We start from the raw sequence: 14,760 nt of genomic DNA, 5'->3' as shown, positions 1-14,760 counted from the left end.
CGTATGCGCTCTGGCTCTTTTTATGGAGTCACCATGTTTTTAGGGATTATGTTTGCGCTGTCTGCCGGGCTGATGTGGGGGCTGATTTTCGTCGGGCCGCTGATCGTGCCGGATTACCCTGCAGCGCTGCAGTCCACCGGTCGCTATCTGGCGTTTGGCCTGATCGCGCTGCCGCTGGCCTGGCTCGATCGCCAGCGGCTGAAAAAGCTGCGGCGTCAGGACTGGCTGGAAGCGCTGAAGTTTACCGCCATCGGCAACCTGTTGTATTACGTGTGTCTGGCCAGCGCCATCCAACGCACCGGCGCGCCGATTTCCACCATGATTATCGGCACCTTGCCGGTGGTGATGTCGGTCACCGCCAACCTGTGTTACGGCCGTCATGAAGGGCGGCTCTCCTGGCGACGGTTGACGCCGGCGTTGCTGCTTATCGCCCTGGGGCTGGTGCTGGTCAACGTCGCGGAACTGCGCAGCAGCACGGTGCCGGTCGATCTCTGGCGTTACGTCAGCGGTCTGGCGCTGGCGCTGCTGGCGGTAGCCTGCTGGACCTGGTATCCGCTGCGCAATGCGCGCTGGCTGCGCGAACATCCGCAGCTGCGGCCGACCACCTGGGCGACGGCGATGGGGGTAGCGACGTTGCCGCTGTCGCTGGTCGGTTATCTGCTGGTCTGTGGTCAGCTGGCGCTGACACAGCCTGAGTTTGCCTTGCCGTTCGGCCCCAGGCCGTGGGTGTTTGTCGCTTTGATGGTCGTGCTCGGGATTTTTTGCTCGTGGATCGGCACGCTGTGCTGGAACGAAGCCAGCCAGCGTTTACCGACGGTGCTGGTCGGGCCGCTGATCGTGTTCGAGATTCTGGCGGGGTTGGCCTACACGTTTATTCTGCGCCAGAGCTGGCCGCCGCTGCTGACCAGTGCCGGCATCGCCTGTCTGATGATCGGGGTGATTTACGCCATGCGCATCCGGCCGGAGCCGGTAGTGGTCTCGCTGGACAGCAAGGCGTAATGTCTGCCGCCGACGGCGGCAGACAGGGGGGTTAACGCGCGCGCTGGCTGATGATCTCGTCGGCCACGCTGCGCGGCGCTTCCGCGTAGTGGCTGAACTCCATGGTAAAGGTGGCGCGCCCCTGCGTCATTGAACGTAGAGTGGTGGAGTAGCCGAACATCTCGGACAGCGGCACTTTGGCATGGATCTCCTTACCGCCGCCGCCGGCGATATCCTCCATACCCTGCAGCTGACCGCGTCGGGATGACAGATCGCCCATCACGCCGCCGGCATACTCTTCCGGCGTCTCTATTTCCACCTTCATAATCGGCTCCAGGATCACCGGATTCGCCTGACGGCAGGCCTCTTTAAAGCCGAAAATCGCCGCCATGCGGAACGCCTGCTCCGAAGAGTCGACGTCGTGGTAAGAGCCGAAGGTCAGGTGCACCTTGACGTCCACCACCGGGAAACCGGCCAGAATGCCGTTGTTCAGCGCCTCCTGAACGCCTTTTTTCACTGCCGGGATATATTCCCCCGGCACCACGCCGCCTTTGATCTCATCGAAAAACTCGAAGCCTTTGCCGGCTTCGTTCGGTTCGACCGTTAACACCACGTGACCGTACTGGCCTTTACCGCCGGACTGGCGCACGAATTTGCCTTCCACATCGCTCACTTTGCTGCGGATGGTTTCGCGGTACGACACCTGCGGCTTGCCGGTGTTGGTGTCCACGCCGAATTCGCGCCGCATGCGGTCGACGATGATTTCCAGATGCAGTTCGCCCATACCGTAAATAATGGTCTGACCGGACTCCTCATCGGTACGTACCCGAAACGACGGATCTTCGGAAGAGAGGCGCTGCAGCGCAATGCCCATCTTCTCCTGGTCGGCTTTGGTTTTCGGTTCGATCGCCTGGGCGATCACCGGCTCCGGAAACACCATGCGTTCCAGCGTGATAATCGCGTTGGGATCGCACAGCGTATCGCCGGTGGTGACGTCCTTCAGCCCGACGCAGGCGGCGATATCGCCGGCGTGCAGCTCATCGACGTCTTTGCGGTCGTTGGCGTGCATCTGCACGATGCGGCCGATACGCTCTTTCTTGCCTTTCACCGGGTTGTAGACGCTGCTGCCTTTCGCCAGCACGCCGGAGTAGACGCGCACAAACGTCAGTTGGCCGACGAACGGATCGGTCATCAGTTTGAACGCCAGCGCCGAGAACTTTTCCTCATCGTCGGCATGGCGCACCACGATCCGATCATCCTCATCGTGGCCTTCCATCGGCGGTACGTCGAGCGGCGAGGGCATCAGTTCTATTACCGCGTCCAGCATGCGCTGCACGCCTTTATTGCGGAACGCCGAGCCGCACAGCATCGGTTGAATTTCACCGGCGATGGTGCGCGCGCGCAGGCCGGCGGTAATCTCCGCCTCGCTCAGCGCTTCGCCGGCCAGGTATTTCTCCATCAGCGCTTCTGAGCCTTCGGCGGCGGCTTCCACCATTTTCTCCCGCCATTCGTCGGCTTCGGCCTGCAGCTCGACGGGAATGGCCTCAAAGCGGAAGGTCATGCCCTGGCTGGCGTCGTCCCACAAAATGGCCTGCATGCGGATGAGATCCACCACGCCGCTGAAGTTATCTTCAGCGCCGATCGGAATGACGATCGGCACCGGGTTGGCCTTCAGGCGGTCGATCATCATCTGCCGCACGCGGAAAAAGTTGGAGCCGACGCGATCCATCTTGTTGACGAACGCCAGCCGCGGCACATGATATTTATTGGCCTGCCGCCAGACGGTTTCCGACTGCGGCTGAACGCCGCCCACCGAGTCATACACCATCACCGCGCCGTCGAGCACGCGCATCGAGCGCTCGACCTCAATGGTAAAATCGACGTGTCCCGGGGTGTCGATAATATTGATGCGGTGCTGCGGATAATTATGTTCCATGCCGTTCCAAAAGCAGGTGGTCGCCGCCGAGGTGATGGTGATCCCGCGCTCCTGTTCCTGTGCCATCCAGTCCATCGTTGCTGCGCCGTCGTGCACTTCGCCCAACTTGTGACTGACCCCGGTGTAAAACAGAATCCGCTCGGTGGTGGTAGTTTTGCCGGCATCGATATGTGCCGAGATGCCGATATTGCGGTAACGTTCGATAGGGGTAGTGCGTGCCATAATTAACCTTGCTTAGCCGTGTGGCGTTTGACTCGGCGCCGCTGCGGGCGCCATATACCCGTTAATGAAAGGGCGCCCCGGCGTGGGGCGCTCATACCGTATCCGGCGCTGTCGCTGCCGGATGCTCCTTAATCGTAGTTTACCCCGGTGATTTTATTAACCTATGGCTGTGATAGGCGTAACTTTTCAATCTGTTGATTTTATTGTCATTGCTTTTACTCCGGAAGTGACAGGATGAGGCAGGTAAAAACTCGACCGTTGAATATCGGCGTTATGCGTTTGGCGATCCGCTGGTGTTCTCTGCGTGGAAATCTTTTTGATAATAAAAAGGCCGGGTTAGCCGGCCTCTATTTAATTTGATGATATTATTAATTTCTTTAAATGACTACCTAGCATGAAAATTAATTTGCAGCATATTAACGATATGATTACATTCAAGGTGAACACTAATAATAACGCCATGAAATCATATGGTTCTGGATATCCTCCAAAGATATCAGTTATATCTCTCGCTGTGCCTAAAGACATAATGTTGTGCATGTTTACCCTGATGAAATAATAATATGGAAACCATATCCCCATATTCATCAGCAATATGATGAAAACAGCGACTTTTGCCAGTATTAAAAATGCCTTTTTCATCCGCTTACCTTGCATTCTCCGTTGCTAATCACATTAATCATACCATACGTGCGCAATCTCGTATTTCTGATATTGATTGTTTTAGTTCTCAGTAGAGCGCTACGAATTGCGGCAAAGTCTGAGTGACGTTTTAGCGTGATACAACCGAGGGAGATAGTGCCGGGGTGTAGCCTAAAGTTTCCGCGTTCAATCCCTCTGACCCACGTATAATCGTCTATGGTTCCATCGTCCCTGAATAATCCGAACCATTCTCTCTTACCGGTTGGAATGTTGCGAAAGCTGCGGTTTATCACATCACTAAACCACGTCTTTATCGGTTCTCTATATCCTCCAGAGGGGCGATCCACAATCCAGTATTTCCCCGCCGGGATTGGGCCGTTGTTGGGGATAGCTCCGCACCCCGGCGCGTTCCGATAATTCCCGTTGCCGGAGAACGCCATAAACGTACCGATGCCATAAATTGTCAACGGTGAATAATCCGCATCATTAACTATAAACTTTCCGTATAGTGCCATATTTTCTATCCATGATTGATATAAAAAACGCTGTTCCTGCGAACGGACAACATAAACCGTGGCATAAATTTTTTAATTAGCGGTTTGCATCTTTTATAGCAAAATAGGAGATTGCCTGATTTTTTGTAGCCAAACACCGGAAGAGGAGCGGTGAGTCAGGCGTTAGTGGCGGTTATTAAACATCGCCTAAACAAAAGGCATATTTATCGGCAACATAAATCAATCCTGCTTATAATCCCCCGCGACGTTTATAGCGATATCTCGTTTGGCGAGGCTCCTATACAAACACAGGTTACTGATCTGACGACATCGAGAGATGCCCAAGGTTAAGACAGGCTTGATCGGATTAAGGTTTAGCCCAAGGTAACTTCTGATATTTCATTCAGATACGTTGTATAGTGCTAAAACCTGGACGCGGAGATAGGCTTCCTGCACTCCCTCTTTGGTTACTCTCCTGACGACCCGCAGCATAAACAGCGTAGCGGGGCGGTTTTTTTGCCATCAAACCACCAGCACCGCACATCTGAAACGGCAACTTATGCCATCAAGGATAGGGAGGTTGAAACTCTTAATGCGACGACGCGAGGTCACTATCGAAAACACTTAACTTGAGGATATGAAAATGGGAAACATGACGGTATTTCTCGGCTTTCTGGGCCTGATCAGCACCCTGGGACTGCTGGCAGCCTATATGAGCACCAAATGGGACGACTAAATGAATCTTAACGATCCACCCAGTCAGCTCCTCCCCGCAATCACACTGCGTATTACGGGGAGGAGATCGTAACGACCTAACCTGGATGCGGTTGCACAGTGTGTCGCTATCATGATTATTTCAATTTTTGTTTTGCTGTATGCCATCCTGATGATCTCCGTCGGTATCAACGAGATCTACTTTTCCTCCACCGGTGAATCCGAATTCTTTATCAGCCTGCTGCTGACTTTCTCCGGCACCCTGGTGCTGCTGGGCGTGATATGGCGCTTTGTCGGCCGGCGCGGTGAACGAAAACGCCATAAATCGCGGCGCTGACGGCCATGTTACCGTTCTGCGCGCAGGATTCCGATATTCTGCCCATCATTAAGCAGCTATCATAATCTCGGTTTATTGTTATAGACGGGAGAGCCGGGGCTGTCTCGTCTGTGTTGTCTATCTATCAACTATGTCGGGCATCGAGATTTATGATAAGGCCGTTACAGATCGTTCTGTTGCTACTGGTGCTGTTCGGGTTGCCGCTGGCGCCGCACAGCGGCTATGCCGCCGAAGAGGCGCAGTCTGCCGAGCAGGCCGAACTGAGCCAGCAGGATATTGCCGCAGCGCTGAAAAACTATCAAAAAGAGCTGGACGATATTAAGCAACAGGTTTCCAAAGCCACCACCGATAACCAACTGAGCAAGCTGCAGGAGCGTACGCAGCAGTTGGCGGCCAATACCGAACAGTTTCTGACCGACCTGCAGCCGATGCAGGAGAAACTGAAAGGGCAGCTGGATGTGCTCGGCCCGCCGCCGGCGCCGGGCGCGCAGGCGGAAACCGCCGCGGTGGCGCAACAGCGTAACAGCCTGAACAACAGCAAAAAGCTGCTGGATGACTCGGTAAAACGTTCGCAGGCCATTCGCGGCAGCGCCCATGAGCTGACGCAGCAGATCGGCGATTTACGCCGCGTGGCGTTCAAGTCTCAACTGGCGCTGAATTCCGGCAGCGTGCTCAGCCTGTCGTTCTGGACGCCGGTGATTGCGCCGCAGCCGCAGGACAAACAGCGCCTGGCGGAGTTCGCCGCTGAACTGCGCGCCGTCTGGGACGCCAGCTGGCAGGCGCCGTGGCGTTACGGCACCGCCGGCCTGCTGCTGTTGGCCGGGGTGATCTGGTCGCTGGGACGCTATTTCTCCGAACAGGCGCTCGCCTGGTTCAGCATCCGCTATCTGCCGGACGGCCGCCTGCGCCGCAGCTTTACCGCGCTCGGCACCGCGCTGATTACGCTGTGCACCACCGCGCTGGCGCTTAATCTGTTGTATCAGGCGTTCACCCGCGCGACCGAACTGTCATCGATGCTGCAGGACTTTGCCGACGGTTTCACCCGTCTGGGCATCTTCTGCGCGCTGATCGCCGGTCTGGGAAGGGCATTTTTGTCCAACCGTCGTCCCTCCTGGCGTCTGCCTGCCATTGACGACACCATCGCCGCCGGCCTGCGTAACTTCTCGCCGCTGCTGGCGGCGCTGGTGCTGGCGTTCGGCACGGTCGAACTGATTAACAACGTGATTGGCGCCAGCCTTGGCTCCGCCATTTTCAGCAACGGCCTGCTGGCTGCGCTGATGGCGCTGGTGCTGTTGGCGATAACGCTGCGCGCCCATCGTCTGCGGCAGCGCAGCGAACGCCAGGGCGAACAGCTGGAAAAACGCTCGATGATCGGCGGACTGGCGCAGCTTGCCACGCTGCTGGTGTCGTTAGTGGTGCTGTTGGCGCTGCTCATCGGTTATATCTCGTTTGCCCGTTTCCTGATTTATCAGGCGATCTGGACGACGCTGGTGCTGATGGCGTTCTATTTCCTGATTCAGTTCTCCACCGACGTCTGGAGCGCCATTTTCTCGTCGCATACCGCCAGCGGCCGTTCGCTGATGCGCTCGCTCGGCCTTGGCGAGCGCCATCTGGAACAGCTGACCATCGTCTTTACCGCCGCCTTTAAGTGCGGGCTGTTGCTGCTGATGATCGTGGCGCTGCTCAACGGCACCTTCGGCACCACCACGCCGAACTCGCTGCTGGAAAAAATCGTCGCCATTCTCAGCGGCGAAGGGCTGAAAAAGCTGCATATCGTGCCCGGTAATCTGATTAACGCGCTGATTTGCCTGCTGATAGGCGGCTATATTCTGCGCGCCAGCAGCCGCTGGCTGAATAACGAACTGCTGCCGAAAACCATTAACGACGTCGGTATTCGCGCCTCGCTGGTGACGCTGTTCACCAACGTCGGCTATGTGCTGCTGATTCTGATCACGCTGGCCGCGCTGGGCATCCAGTGGAATAACCTGGCCTGGATCGTCAGTGCGCTGTCGGTGGGTATCGGTTTCGGCCTGCAGGAGATTGTGAAGAACTTCATTTCCGGCCTGATTCTGCTGACCGAACGGCCGGTGAAAGTCGGAGATATGATCGGCATCGGCGGCGTGGAGGGGGACGTACGGCGCATCAACGTGCGCGCCACCGAGATCCAGCTCAGCGACCGTTCCACCATGATCGTGCCGAACTCGCAGCTGATTTCGCAGAACGTGCGTAACGCCACCATGGGCAACGCGCAGGGGGTAGTGACCATCGCGCTGACCTTCCCGACCGAGATCGACCCCGAGCAGGTGCGCAACCTGCTGCTGACCGCCTACCAGGAATATGAGGCGATTCAGGAGTCGCCGGTGCCTTATGTGCGCTTCAGCCAGCTCGGCCCGGAGGGCATTATCCTCAGCGTTACCGGCTATGTCGCCAGCCCGCGCATGGTCGGCGCCACCAAAAGCGAGCTGCTGTTCAATATCCTCAAGCTGTTGCGTCAGGAGCAGGTGCATCTCTCCAGTCCGCAGGAGGTGGTGGTCATGAGGCAGCGCCAGCAGCAGCTGACGGAGGATGAGGAGGAACAACGCTCCTGATCTCTGCGCCGGCCCCGCCACAGGGCCGGCGTTTTGTCACGCCTCACTACGCATAATCGTCCTCAGCCGGATCAGGTCGTTCACCTCATCGGCAAACTGAATCAGCGTACATCCCACCAAAAATTTATCCTTTCCCTGCCGTTTTTTCGGCTGCTCTTTAAAGATACCCACCGCGCGCAGCGTAAAATCCCCGGTGATCTGATGTTCCATTATCTGGGCTATCACGCTGCCGCTCATGCCGGCCAGCGAAGAGAGCGAGGTACGGCTACTCGCCTGTTCATAGGTAAAGCCGCTTTTTTTTGCCTTCGGGTCGAAGGCAAAATAGATGTCCTCGCTGTCCGTGTCGTAACTGAAATGGTGGAAGGTGAGGTTTTGCAGGTATAGCCCGTCATTGTTGCGATCCACGTGCAGCCGGTTTCGGTTGGATGGGTAGCCCATAATGACGAATGAGGAGGTTTTACTCAGCAGCGCCCGCTCCTCGCCGCGAAACAGCGTATAGCCGCGCTCGGCGGCCAGCATCTCTTGACTGAAGGGAATCACCGCATAGTCCTGCTGCTCGTTATGGTAGTACTCCAGGTTGCGGAAGCGGAATTTCTCACCGTTGATCGAAAAGAAAGGGGTATCGCCCTGGAGCAGTTCGTTGACCACGTGCGACGCGGTGAAGATGCAGGGTTGAACACCGCCGAGCATATATAAAAAACCGCTGCCGATAAGCTGCGCCTCCTTGACGCTGTGCGCTTTTCTGACAAAAAAAGAAACCAGCGCTTTTTGCCACTTTTCCGACAGCCGGGTGGTGGCGTTTTGCTGAATCCATGACGGCGCCAGCGTAGTAACCGGCAGGTGTGGATAAAAATCCACGGATGAATAGCGCATGCTGACTTGCTCCTCTGCTTGCTGCACACCGGACATAGAAAGAATCTATATCCCCGTGGGTTAAATCAATTTCCCTTCCTCTTACGCCCGCTCTATGCTGAAAGGGTATCGCCATGCTTTCGGAGGGAGACTTATGACGCTTTGCAATCTGGCCGACGTACTGCTGACGGCCTTCGGCGGTGCGCAGAATGTGGATCGCCTGCGCTACTGCGCCAGCCGTATCCGCGTTTCGCTCAAAGAAGATGGCAGGCTGAACCGGGACGGCATCGCCGGGCTGGAGGGCATCAAGGCCCTGCTGGAAGTGCCGGACACACAGGGCGGCGTTGAGTACCAACTGGTAGTCGGCCCCGGCAACGCCAGGCCGTTGTATCAGGCGCTGAGCGAATCCGCCGGCCGCGACTACTGAAGCTGCGGCCCCAGCCGTTCGATATGCTGGCGCATCAGCGCCAGCATCTGCTGAACCTGCGGCGCGTCCGCCTTTTCCCGTATCAGATACATGCCCACGGTGCACACATTGTGGGATTCCATATTCAGCGGCGCAATGCCGTAGCGGGCAAAGTAGCCGGCCATACAGCGGGGATAGGTCAGCATTACCGCGTCAGAATCATTTACCATATCAATCGCTGACATCATTGAGTTGGTGGACCAGATCACCCGCTCCGCCAGATGCTGGCGGTTGCGCGTCAGCTTCTTCTGCTGCATATCCGCCACCATATGCTGATAGCGGGTTTCATCCGGCGTCAGCTCCACGCAGGGGTAATCCAGCAGGTCGTCCGGCCGCACGGCGTGCCCCTGTAGCGGATGATCCTGACGGGCGAACAGCGTGTCGGCGGTGGCGAACAGCGGCAGAAAGGTAATACCGGCCTTCGGGTTCAGCCCCTGAATTTCATGGCCGATAAACAGGTCGATATCACCGCCTAACAGCAGATCCATCAGCCGCAGGTGGTTGCCCAGGTCAATATGGATATTGACCGTCGCGTGCTGCTCGCGGTAACGGTTAAAGCAGTCGCGCACGAACATATACCACCAGGCGTGGCCGCTGCCCATACGCAGGCTCTGCGCCTGACGCGCCTTGATCGCCGCCATCTTCAGCAGCGTATTATCATAGATACGCTGCATCATCTGCGCCTGCTCCAGCAGCAGCTCGCCATACTGGGTGGTGGTCACGCCGCTGGAGGTGCGCTCCAGCAGCTGCACGCCCAGATTTTCTTCCAGTTTCTTCATGTTATGCGTCAGCGTCGGCTGGCTGAGGCAGAGTTTGTTTGCTGCATGACTCACATTTTTAAACATGGCGACTTCGATAAACTGGCGCAGAATTTTGTCCACGATCATGTTTTCCGCTGTTGATATAGAAGATTTCTATATCGTAGGTGCGAAAAACAATTTCCGCCAATGACGCCCAGCCGATAGCGTGCACTTATGCCGATTGATTCCGCACAGGGGACGCCATGAGAAAACTGTTGTTAAACCTGACCGCCTGCTCATTGGCGTTGCTGCCGGCGCTGGCGCAGGCCGATACGCTGAGGATGGAGTGCTCGCCCAGCAAAGAAGGACGTGAGTTTTGCCATTACGTCAAACAGCGTTTTGAAGCCCAGACCGGGCACACCCTGACCTTTATCGATTTACCCCGCGCCTCTGACGAGAAGCTGTCGCTGTTTCAGCAGTTGTTTGCCGCCAGAGACGCCAACGCCATCGATCTGTTCCAGGCCGACACGGTGTGGATCGGCGTGCTCAATAAACATCTGCTCGATCTCACGCCATACGTCGGCGATATGCAACAGGACTTCTTTCCCGCCGCCTGGCGCAACGACATGGTGAACGGCCGCGTTAAGGCGATTCCCGCCTATATGGACACCGGCGCGCTCTACTACCGCAAAGACCTGCTGGAGAAGTACGGCGAACAGCCGCCGAAAACCTGGGCCGAGCTGACGCGTATCGCCGCGCGCATTCAGCAGGCGGAGCGTGAGAACGGGCATAAAGGCCTCTGGGGTCTGGTGTTTCAGGGCAAATCTTATGAAGGGCTGACCTGCAACGCGCTGGAGTGGGTGGCGTCGCAGGGCGGCGGCACCTTTATCGACGCCGACGGCAACATCACCATCAACAATCCGCGCGCGGCGCGGGCGCTGGAGATGGCCGCCGGCTGGGTCGGCACCATCGCGCCGCCCGGCGTGCTGGGCTATATGGAGGAAGAGGGGCGCGCGCTGTTTCAGAACGGTGATGCGGTGTTTATGCGCAACTGGCTGTACGCCTATGTGCTGACGCAGGATAAAAGCAGCGCGATACGCGGCAAAGTGGGCGTGATGCCGGTGCCGGGCGGCGTCGACGGCCAGTCGGTCAGCACCCTGGGCGGCTGGCAATGGGCGATCAGCAGCTACACCAAAAATCCGCAGGCGGCGGTGGCGCTGCTGAAAATCGTCAGCGATGCCGAATCGCAGAAAAAAGCGCAGGCGCTGCTGGGCTGGGCGCCGTCACGCCAGGCGCTGTATCAGGATCCGCAGGTGCTGGCGCAGGCGCCGTATCTGGCAACCTTCAGCGGCATTCTGGCCAAGGCCACGCCGCGGCCGGCAACCCAGACGCAACGCAAATACGCCCAGGTCTCCAAGGCGATTTACAACACCTCATTCAACGTATTGCGTCGCGATAGCGATGGCGCCGATGCCGTGCAGACGCTGCAGGCGCGTCTGGAACGCATTCGCGCCCGGGGATGGCGCTAAGCGCCGCCGATTAACCATCAGGAGCCTTATGCCATGAAACGCGATACGCAACCTTTGTCTCTGACGGTGGCCCATCCTCCGCTGGAAAAGCGCGCGCAAACGCGCCGTAAACTGAATTATCAGCAAAAACGCAGCCGCATCGCCTGGCTGCTGGTCGCGCCCGCCTTGCTGTTACTGTTGGCGGTCGCCGGCTGGCCGCTGCTGCGCACGCTGTTTTACAGCTTTACCGACGCCATGCTGGATATGCCGGGCGAATGGCGCTTTGTCGGTTTCGCCAACTATCTCGATCTGGCTGACGAACGCAGCTACGGCGTGCTGGCGGACCCGCTGTGGTGGCAGGCGGTGGGCAATACGCTGCGCTTCAGTCTGTTGTCGGTGTCGCTGGAGCTGCTGTTCGGCATGCTGCTGGCGCTGTTGATGAATCAGAAATTCCGTGGGCAGGGATTGGTGCGCACCGCCATTCTGGTGCCGTGGGCCATTCCGACCATCGTTTCCGCCAAAATGTGGGGCTGGATGTTCCACGACCAGTACGGCGTGGTGAACGACCTGCTGCTGAAAATCGGTCTGATCGATACGCCGCTGGCCTGGGTGGCCGAGCCGGGGCTGTCGATGTGGGCGGTGGTAATCGCCGACGTGTGGAAAACCACGCCGTTTATGGCGCTGATGCTGCTGGCGGCGCTGCAGCTGATTCCCGGCGATCTGTATGAGGCGGCGCGGGTGGACGGCGCCAACGCCTGGCAGCGCTTCCGCCGCATTACGCTGCCGCTGATTATGCCGGCGATGATCGTGGCGCTGATCTTCCGGGTAATGGATGCGCTGCGGGTATTTGACCTGATCTACGTGCTGACCTCCAACAGCGAGGCCACGGTATCGGTCTCCGGCTATGCCCGCGACCAGATGGTCAGCTACCAGGAGATGGGTGCCGGTTCGGCCGCTTCGGTACTGGTCTTTATGATGGTGGCCGGCATCGCCGCCTGCTTCCTGACGCTGTCCCGTCTGAACGATAAGGAGAAACGCGCATGAAACTGACGCGGCAACAACAGCAGTTCGGCCATCGCGCGATGATCTACGCCGGTGCGGCGCTGGCCAGCGTGATCTGCCTGTTTCCTTTCTACTATGCGCTGATTACCTCGCTGCGCGGCGGGCAGGATCTGTTCCGCGTCGCCTATCTGCCGGACGCCTGGCACTGGGGCAACTATGTCACCGCGCTGATGGAGAACGGCATCGCCCGCAGCCTGTTGAATTCGATACTGGTGGCCGGCGTCACGGTGGGGCTGTGCCTGCTGGTGTCGATCACCGCGGCGTTCGCGCTGGCGCGTATCTCGTTCCGCGGGCGCAAGTATCTGCTGTTCACCATTTTATGCGTGTCGATGTTCCCGCAGGTGGCGGTGCTGTCAGGCATGTTTGAGCTGGTGCGTTTTCTCGGACTGTATGACTCGCTGGGGGCGCTGGTACTGTCCTACGCCACCTTTTCGCTGCCGTTCACCGTCTGGGTGCTGACCACCTTTATGAAATCCATCCCGCTGGAGCTGGAGGAGGCGGCGATCGTCGACGGCGCCGGCACCTGGACCATTATCAGCCGCATTTTCGCGCCGATTATGGGGCCGTCGCTGGTGACCACCGGGCTGCTGGCGTTTATCGGCGCCTGGAATGAATTTATGTTCGCGCTGACGTTTGTCATCTCCAGCGGCAAACGCACCGTGCCGGTGGCTATCGGCATGCTGCAGGGCGCCTCGCAGTTTGAACTGCCGTGGGGGGCGATTATGGCCGCCTCGGTGATTGTCACGCTGCCGATCGTGGTGCTGGTGCTGATCTTCCAGCGTCGCATCGTCAGCGGCTTAACGAACGGTGCCGTAAAAGGCTGATATATCGACTAACCCTGAGGTAAGAGGAAAAAGCAATGGCGACAAAAATCGTATTGGTAGGTGCCGGCAGCGCACAGTTCGGCTTCGGCACGCTGGGGGATATCTTCCAGAGCAAGACGCTGTACGGCAGTGAGATTGTGCTACACGACATCAACCCCGCCTCGCTGGCGGTAACTGAAAAGACCGCGCGCGACTTCCTGGCGGCGCAGGATCTGCCGTTCAGCGTCAGCGCCACCACCGACCGCAAAAGCGCGCTGCAGGGCGCCGAGTTCGTGATTATCTCCATCGAAGTCGGCGACCGCTTCGCCCTGTGGGATCAGGACTGGCAGATCCCGCAGCAGTACGGCATCCAGCAGGTTTACGGTGAAAACGGCGGGCCGGGCGGGTTGTTCCATTCGCTGCGCATTATCCCGCCGATCCTCGATATCTGCGCCGACGTTGCCGACATCTGCCCGGATGCCTGGGTGTTTAACTACTCCAACCCCATGAGCCGCATCTGCACCACGGTGCAGCGTAAGTTCCCCGAACTGAATTTTGTCGGCATGTGCCACGAAATCGCCTCGCTGGAGCGCTATCTGCCGGAAATGCTCGGCACGCCGTTCAGCAACCTGCAGCTGCGCGCCGCCGGCCTGAACCACTTCAGCGTACTGCTGGAGGCCAGCTACAAAGACAGCGGCCGCGACGCCTATCCGGACGTGCGCGCCAAGGCGCCGGGCTATTTTGAGCGCCTGCCGGGCTACAGCGATATTCTGGCCTACACCCGCCAGCACGGCAAACTGGTGGAGACGGAAGGCAGCACCGAACGCGACGCGCTCGGCGGCAAGGACAGCCTCTACCCGTGGGCGGACCGCACGCTGTTCAAAGAGGTGCTGGAGAAGTTCCACCACCTGCCGATCACCGGCGACAGCCACTTCGGCGAGTATATCCGCTGGGCCTACGAGGTGAGCGACCATCGCGGCATTCTCGATTTCTACACCTTCTACCGCAACTATCTCGGCCACGTCGAACCGCGCATTGAACTGAAGCTGAAAGAGCGCGTGGTGCCGATTATGGAAGGCATGCTGACCGACGCCGGTTATGAAGAGGCGGCGGTAAATATTCCCAACCGCGGCTTTATCAAACAGCTGCCGGCGTTTATCGCGGTGGAGGTGCCGGCGATCGTCGACAAGAAGGGCATTCACGGCATTAAGGTGGAGATGCCGGCCGGTATCGGCGGGCTGCTCAGCAACCAGATTGCGGTGCACGACCTGACCGCCGAGGCGGTGATCAACGGTTCGCGCGATCTGGTGATCCAGGCGCTGCTGGTGGATTCGGTGAACGATAAGTGCCGCGCCATCCCGGAGCTGGTGGATCTGATGATCGCCCGCCAGAGCCCGTGGCTGGACTATCTGAAGTAA

Annotated in this window: 13 protein-coding genes and 1 riboswitch; of the genes, 9 read left to right on the top strand and 4 right to left on the bottom strand. The window is 58.2% G+C overall.

What is annotated here, in order from left to right; all coding sequences use genetic code 11:
- The first annotated feature begins 33 nt into the window (after nucleotides 1-33).
- A complete protein-coding gene (locus FO014_RS22035; protein ID WP_111737091.1) occupies nucleotides 34-999 on the top strand; it encodes a DMT family transporter in 966 nt (321 codons plus the stop codon).
- Nucleotides 1,000-1,030: 31 nt separating this feature from the next.
- Here FO014_RS22035 and fusA read toward each other — a convergent pair whose 3' ends face one another.
- Both fusA and FO014_RS22025 read right to left on the bottom strand, forming a co-directional pair.
- Nucleotides 1,031-3,136 (bottom strand): elongation factor G, encoded by a 2,106-nt coding sequence (fusA, locus tag FO014_RS22030; RefSeq protein WP_160031067.1) that lies wholly within the window; start codon nucleotides 3,134-3,136, stop codon nucleotides 1,031-1,033.
- A 638-nt stretch (nucleotides 3,137-3,774) separates the two neighbouring features.
- A complete protein-coding gene (locus FO014_RS22025; protein WP_160031066.1) occupies nucleotides 3,775-4,293 on the bottom strand; it encodes a DUF2778 domain-containing protein in 519 nt (172 codons plus the stop codon).
- Nucleotides 4,294-4,546: 253 nt separating this feature from the next.
- Nucleotides 4,547-4,720: riboswitch (M-box (ykoK) riboswitch) on the top strand.
- Nucleotides 4,721-4,915: 195 nt separating this feature from the next.
- Between FO014_RS22025 and mgtS the strand changes: the two genes are divergently transcribed.
- From mgtS to FO014_RS22010, 3 genes are all read left to right on the top strand, one after another.
- A complete protein-coding gene (mgtS, locus tag FO014_RS22020; protein ID WP_160031065.1) occupies nucleotides 4,916-5,008 on the top strand; it encodes a protein MgtS in 93 nt (30 codons plus the stop codon).
- A gap of 111 nt (nucleotides 5,009-5,119) precedes the next feature.
- Nucleotides 5,120-5,323, top strand: coding sequence for a hypothetical protein (locus tag FO014_RS22015; RefSeq protein ID WP_160031064.1), 204 nt, complete (start codon nucleotides 5,120-5,122; stop codon nucleotides 5,321-5,323).
- Nucleotides 5,324-5,472: 149 nt separating this feature from the next.
- Nucleotides 5,473-7,911: a DUF3772 domain-containing protein gene (locus tag FO014_RS22010; protein WP_160031063.1), complete on the top strand. Its 2,439-nt coding sequence runs from the start codon at nucleotides 5,473-5,475 to the stop codon at nucleotides 7,909-7,911.
- A gap of 36 nt (nucleotides 7,912-7,947) precedes the next feature.
- Here the strand turns inward: FO014_RS22010 and FO014_RS22005 are convergent, their stop codons facing one another.
- Nucleotides 7,948-8,784, bottom strand: coding sequence for a S1 family serine peptidase (locus FO014_RS22005; protein ID WP_160031062.1), 837 nt, complete (start codon nucleotides 8,782-8,784; stop codon nucleotides 7,948-7,950).
- A gap of 133 nt (nucleotides 8,785-8,917) precedes the next feature.
- Between FO014_RS22005 and FO014_RS22000 the strand changes: the two genes are divergently transcribed.
- A complete protein-coding gene (locus FO014_RS22000; RefSeq protein ID WP_160031061.1) occupies nucleotides 8,918-9,190 on the top strand; it encodes a PTS sugar transporter subunit IIB in 273 nt (90 codons plus the stop codon).
- Here FO014_RS22000 and FO014_RS21995 read toward each other — a convergent pair.
- Nucleotides 9,184-10,116, bottom strand: a complete 933-nt coding sequence (locus FO014_RS21995; protein WP_160031060.1) for a LysR family transcriptional regulator — start codon at nucleotides 10,114-10,116, stop codon at nucleotides 9,184-9,186. The two genes, FO014_RS22000 and FO014_RS21995, sit on opposite strands and share 7 nt — an antisense overlap.
- 116 nt (nucleotides 10,117-10,232) lie before the next feature.
- Between FO014_RS21995 and FO014_RS21990 the strand changes: the two genes are divergently transcribed.
- From FO014_RS21990 to FO014_RS21975, 4 genes are read left to right on the top strand one after another with little or no spacing between them, the layout of a single operon-like run.
- Entirely contained in the window at nucleotides 10,233-11,498 is a 1,266-nt protein-coding gene (locus FO014_RS21990; protein WP_160031059.1) for an ABC transporter substrate-binding protein, read from the top strand.
- Nucleotides 11,499-11,531: 33 nt separating this feature from the next.
- Nucleotides 11,532-12,521: a carbohydrate ABC transporter permease gene (locus FO014_RS21985; protein WP_160031058.1), complete on the top strand. Its 990-nt coding sequence runs from the start codon at nucleotides 11,532-11,534 to the stop codon at nucleotides 12,519-12,521.
- Nucleotides 12,518-13,363, top strand: a complete 846-nt coding sequence (locus FO014_RS21980; RefSeq protein ID WP_105231154.1) for a carbohydrate ABC transporter permease — start codon at nucleotides 12,518-12,520, stop codon at nucleotides 13,361-13,363. The genes FO014_RS21985 and FO014_RS21980 overlap by 4 nt, the downstream gene beginning before the upstream one ends.
- A gap of 35 nt (nucleotides 13,364-13,398) precedes the next feature.
- Nucleotides 13,399-14,760: a family 4 glycosyl hydrolase gene (locus tag FO014_RS21975; protein WP_111737086.1), complete on the top strand. Its 1,362-nt coding sequence runs from the start codon at nucleotides 13,399-13,401 to the stop codon at nucleotides 14,758-14,760.

Origin of the sequence: Serratia rhizosphaerae (assembly GCF_009817885.1) — a bacterium.
Lineage (GTDB): Bacteria > Pseudomonadota > Gammaproteobacteria > Enterobacterales > Enterobacteriaceae > Serratia_B > Serratia_B rhizosphaerae.
This window is presented reverse-complemented; position numbering and strand designations above follow the sequence as displayed.

Coding starts and splice junctions, on each gene's coding strand:
- FO014_RS22035 (WP_111737091.1), top strand. CDS start 34: ATGTTTTTAGGGATTATGTTTGCGCTGTCTGCCGGGCTGATGTGGGGG.
- fusA (WP_160031067.1), bottom strand. CDS start 3,136: ATGGCACGCACTACCCCTATCGAACGTTACCGCAATATCGGCATCTCG.
- FO014_RS22025 (WP_160031066.1), bottom strand. CDS start 4,293: ATGGCACTATACGGAAAGTTTATAGTTAATGATGCGGATTATTCACCG.
- mgtS (WP_160031065.1), top strand. CDS start 4,916: ATGGGAAACATGACGGTATTTCTCGGCTTTCTGGGCCTGATCAGCACC.
- FO014_RS22015 (WP_160031064.1), top strand. CDS start 5,120: ATGATTATTTCAATTTTTGTTTTGCTGTATGCCATCCTGATGATCTCC.
- FO014_RS22010 (WP_160031063.1), top strand. CDS start 5,473: ATGATAAGGCCGTTACAGATCGTTCTGTTGCTACTGGTGCTGTTCGGG.
- FO014_RS22005 (WP_160031062.1), bottom strand. CDS start 8,784: ATGCGCTATTCATCCGTGGATTTTTATCCACACCTGCCGGTTACTACG.
- FO014_RS22000 (WP_160031061.1), top strand. CDS start 8,918: ATGACGCTTTGCAATCTGGCCGACGTACTGCTGACGGCCTTCGGCGGT.
- FO014_RS21995 (WP_160031060.1), bottom strand. CDS start 10,116: ATGATCGTGGACAAAATTCTGCGCCAGTTTATCGAAGTCGCCATGTTT.
- FO014_RS21990 (WP_160031059.1), top strand. CDS start 10,233: ATGAGAAAACTGTTGTTAAACCTGACCGCCTGCTCATTGGCGTTGCTG.
- FO014_RS21985 (WP_160031058.1), top strand. CDS start 11,532: ATGAAACGCGATACGCAACCTTTGTCTCTGACGGTGGCCCATCCTCCG.
- FO014_RS21980 (WP_105231154.1), top strand. CDS start 12,518: ATGAAACTGACGCGGCAACAACAGCAGTTCGGCCATCGCGCGATGATC.
- FO014_RS21975 (WP_111737086.1), top strand. CDS start 13,399: ATGGCGACAAAAATCGTATTGGTAGGTGCCGGCAGCGCACAGTTCGGC.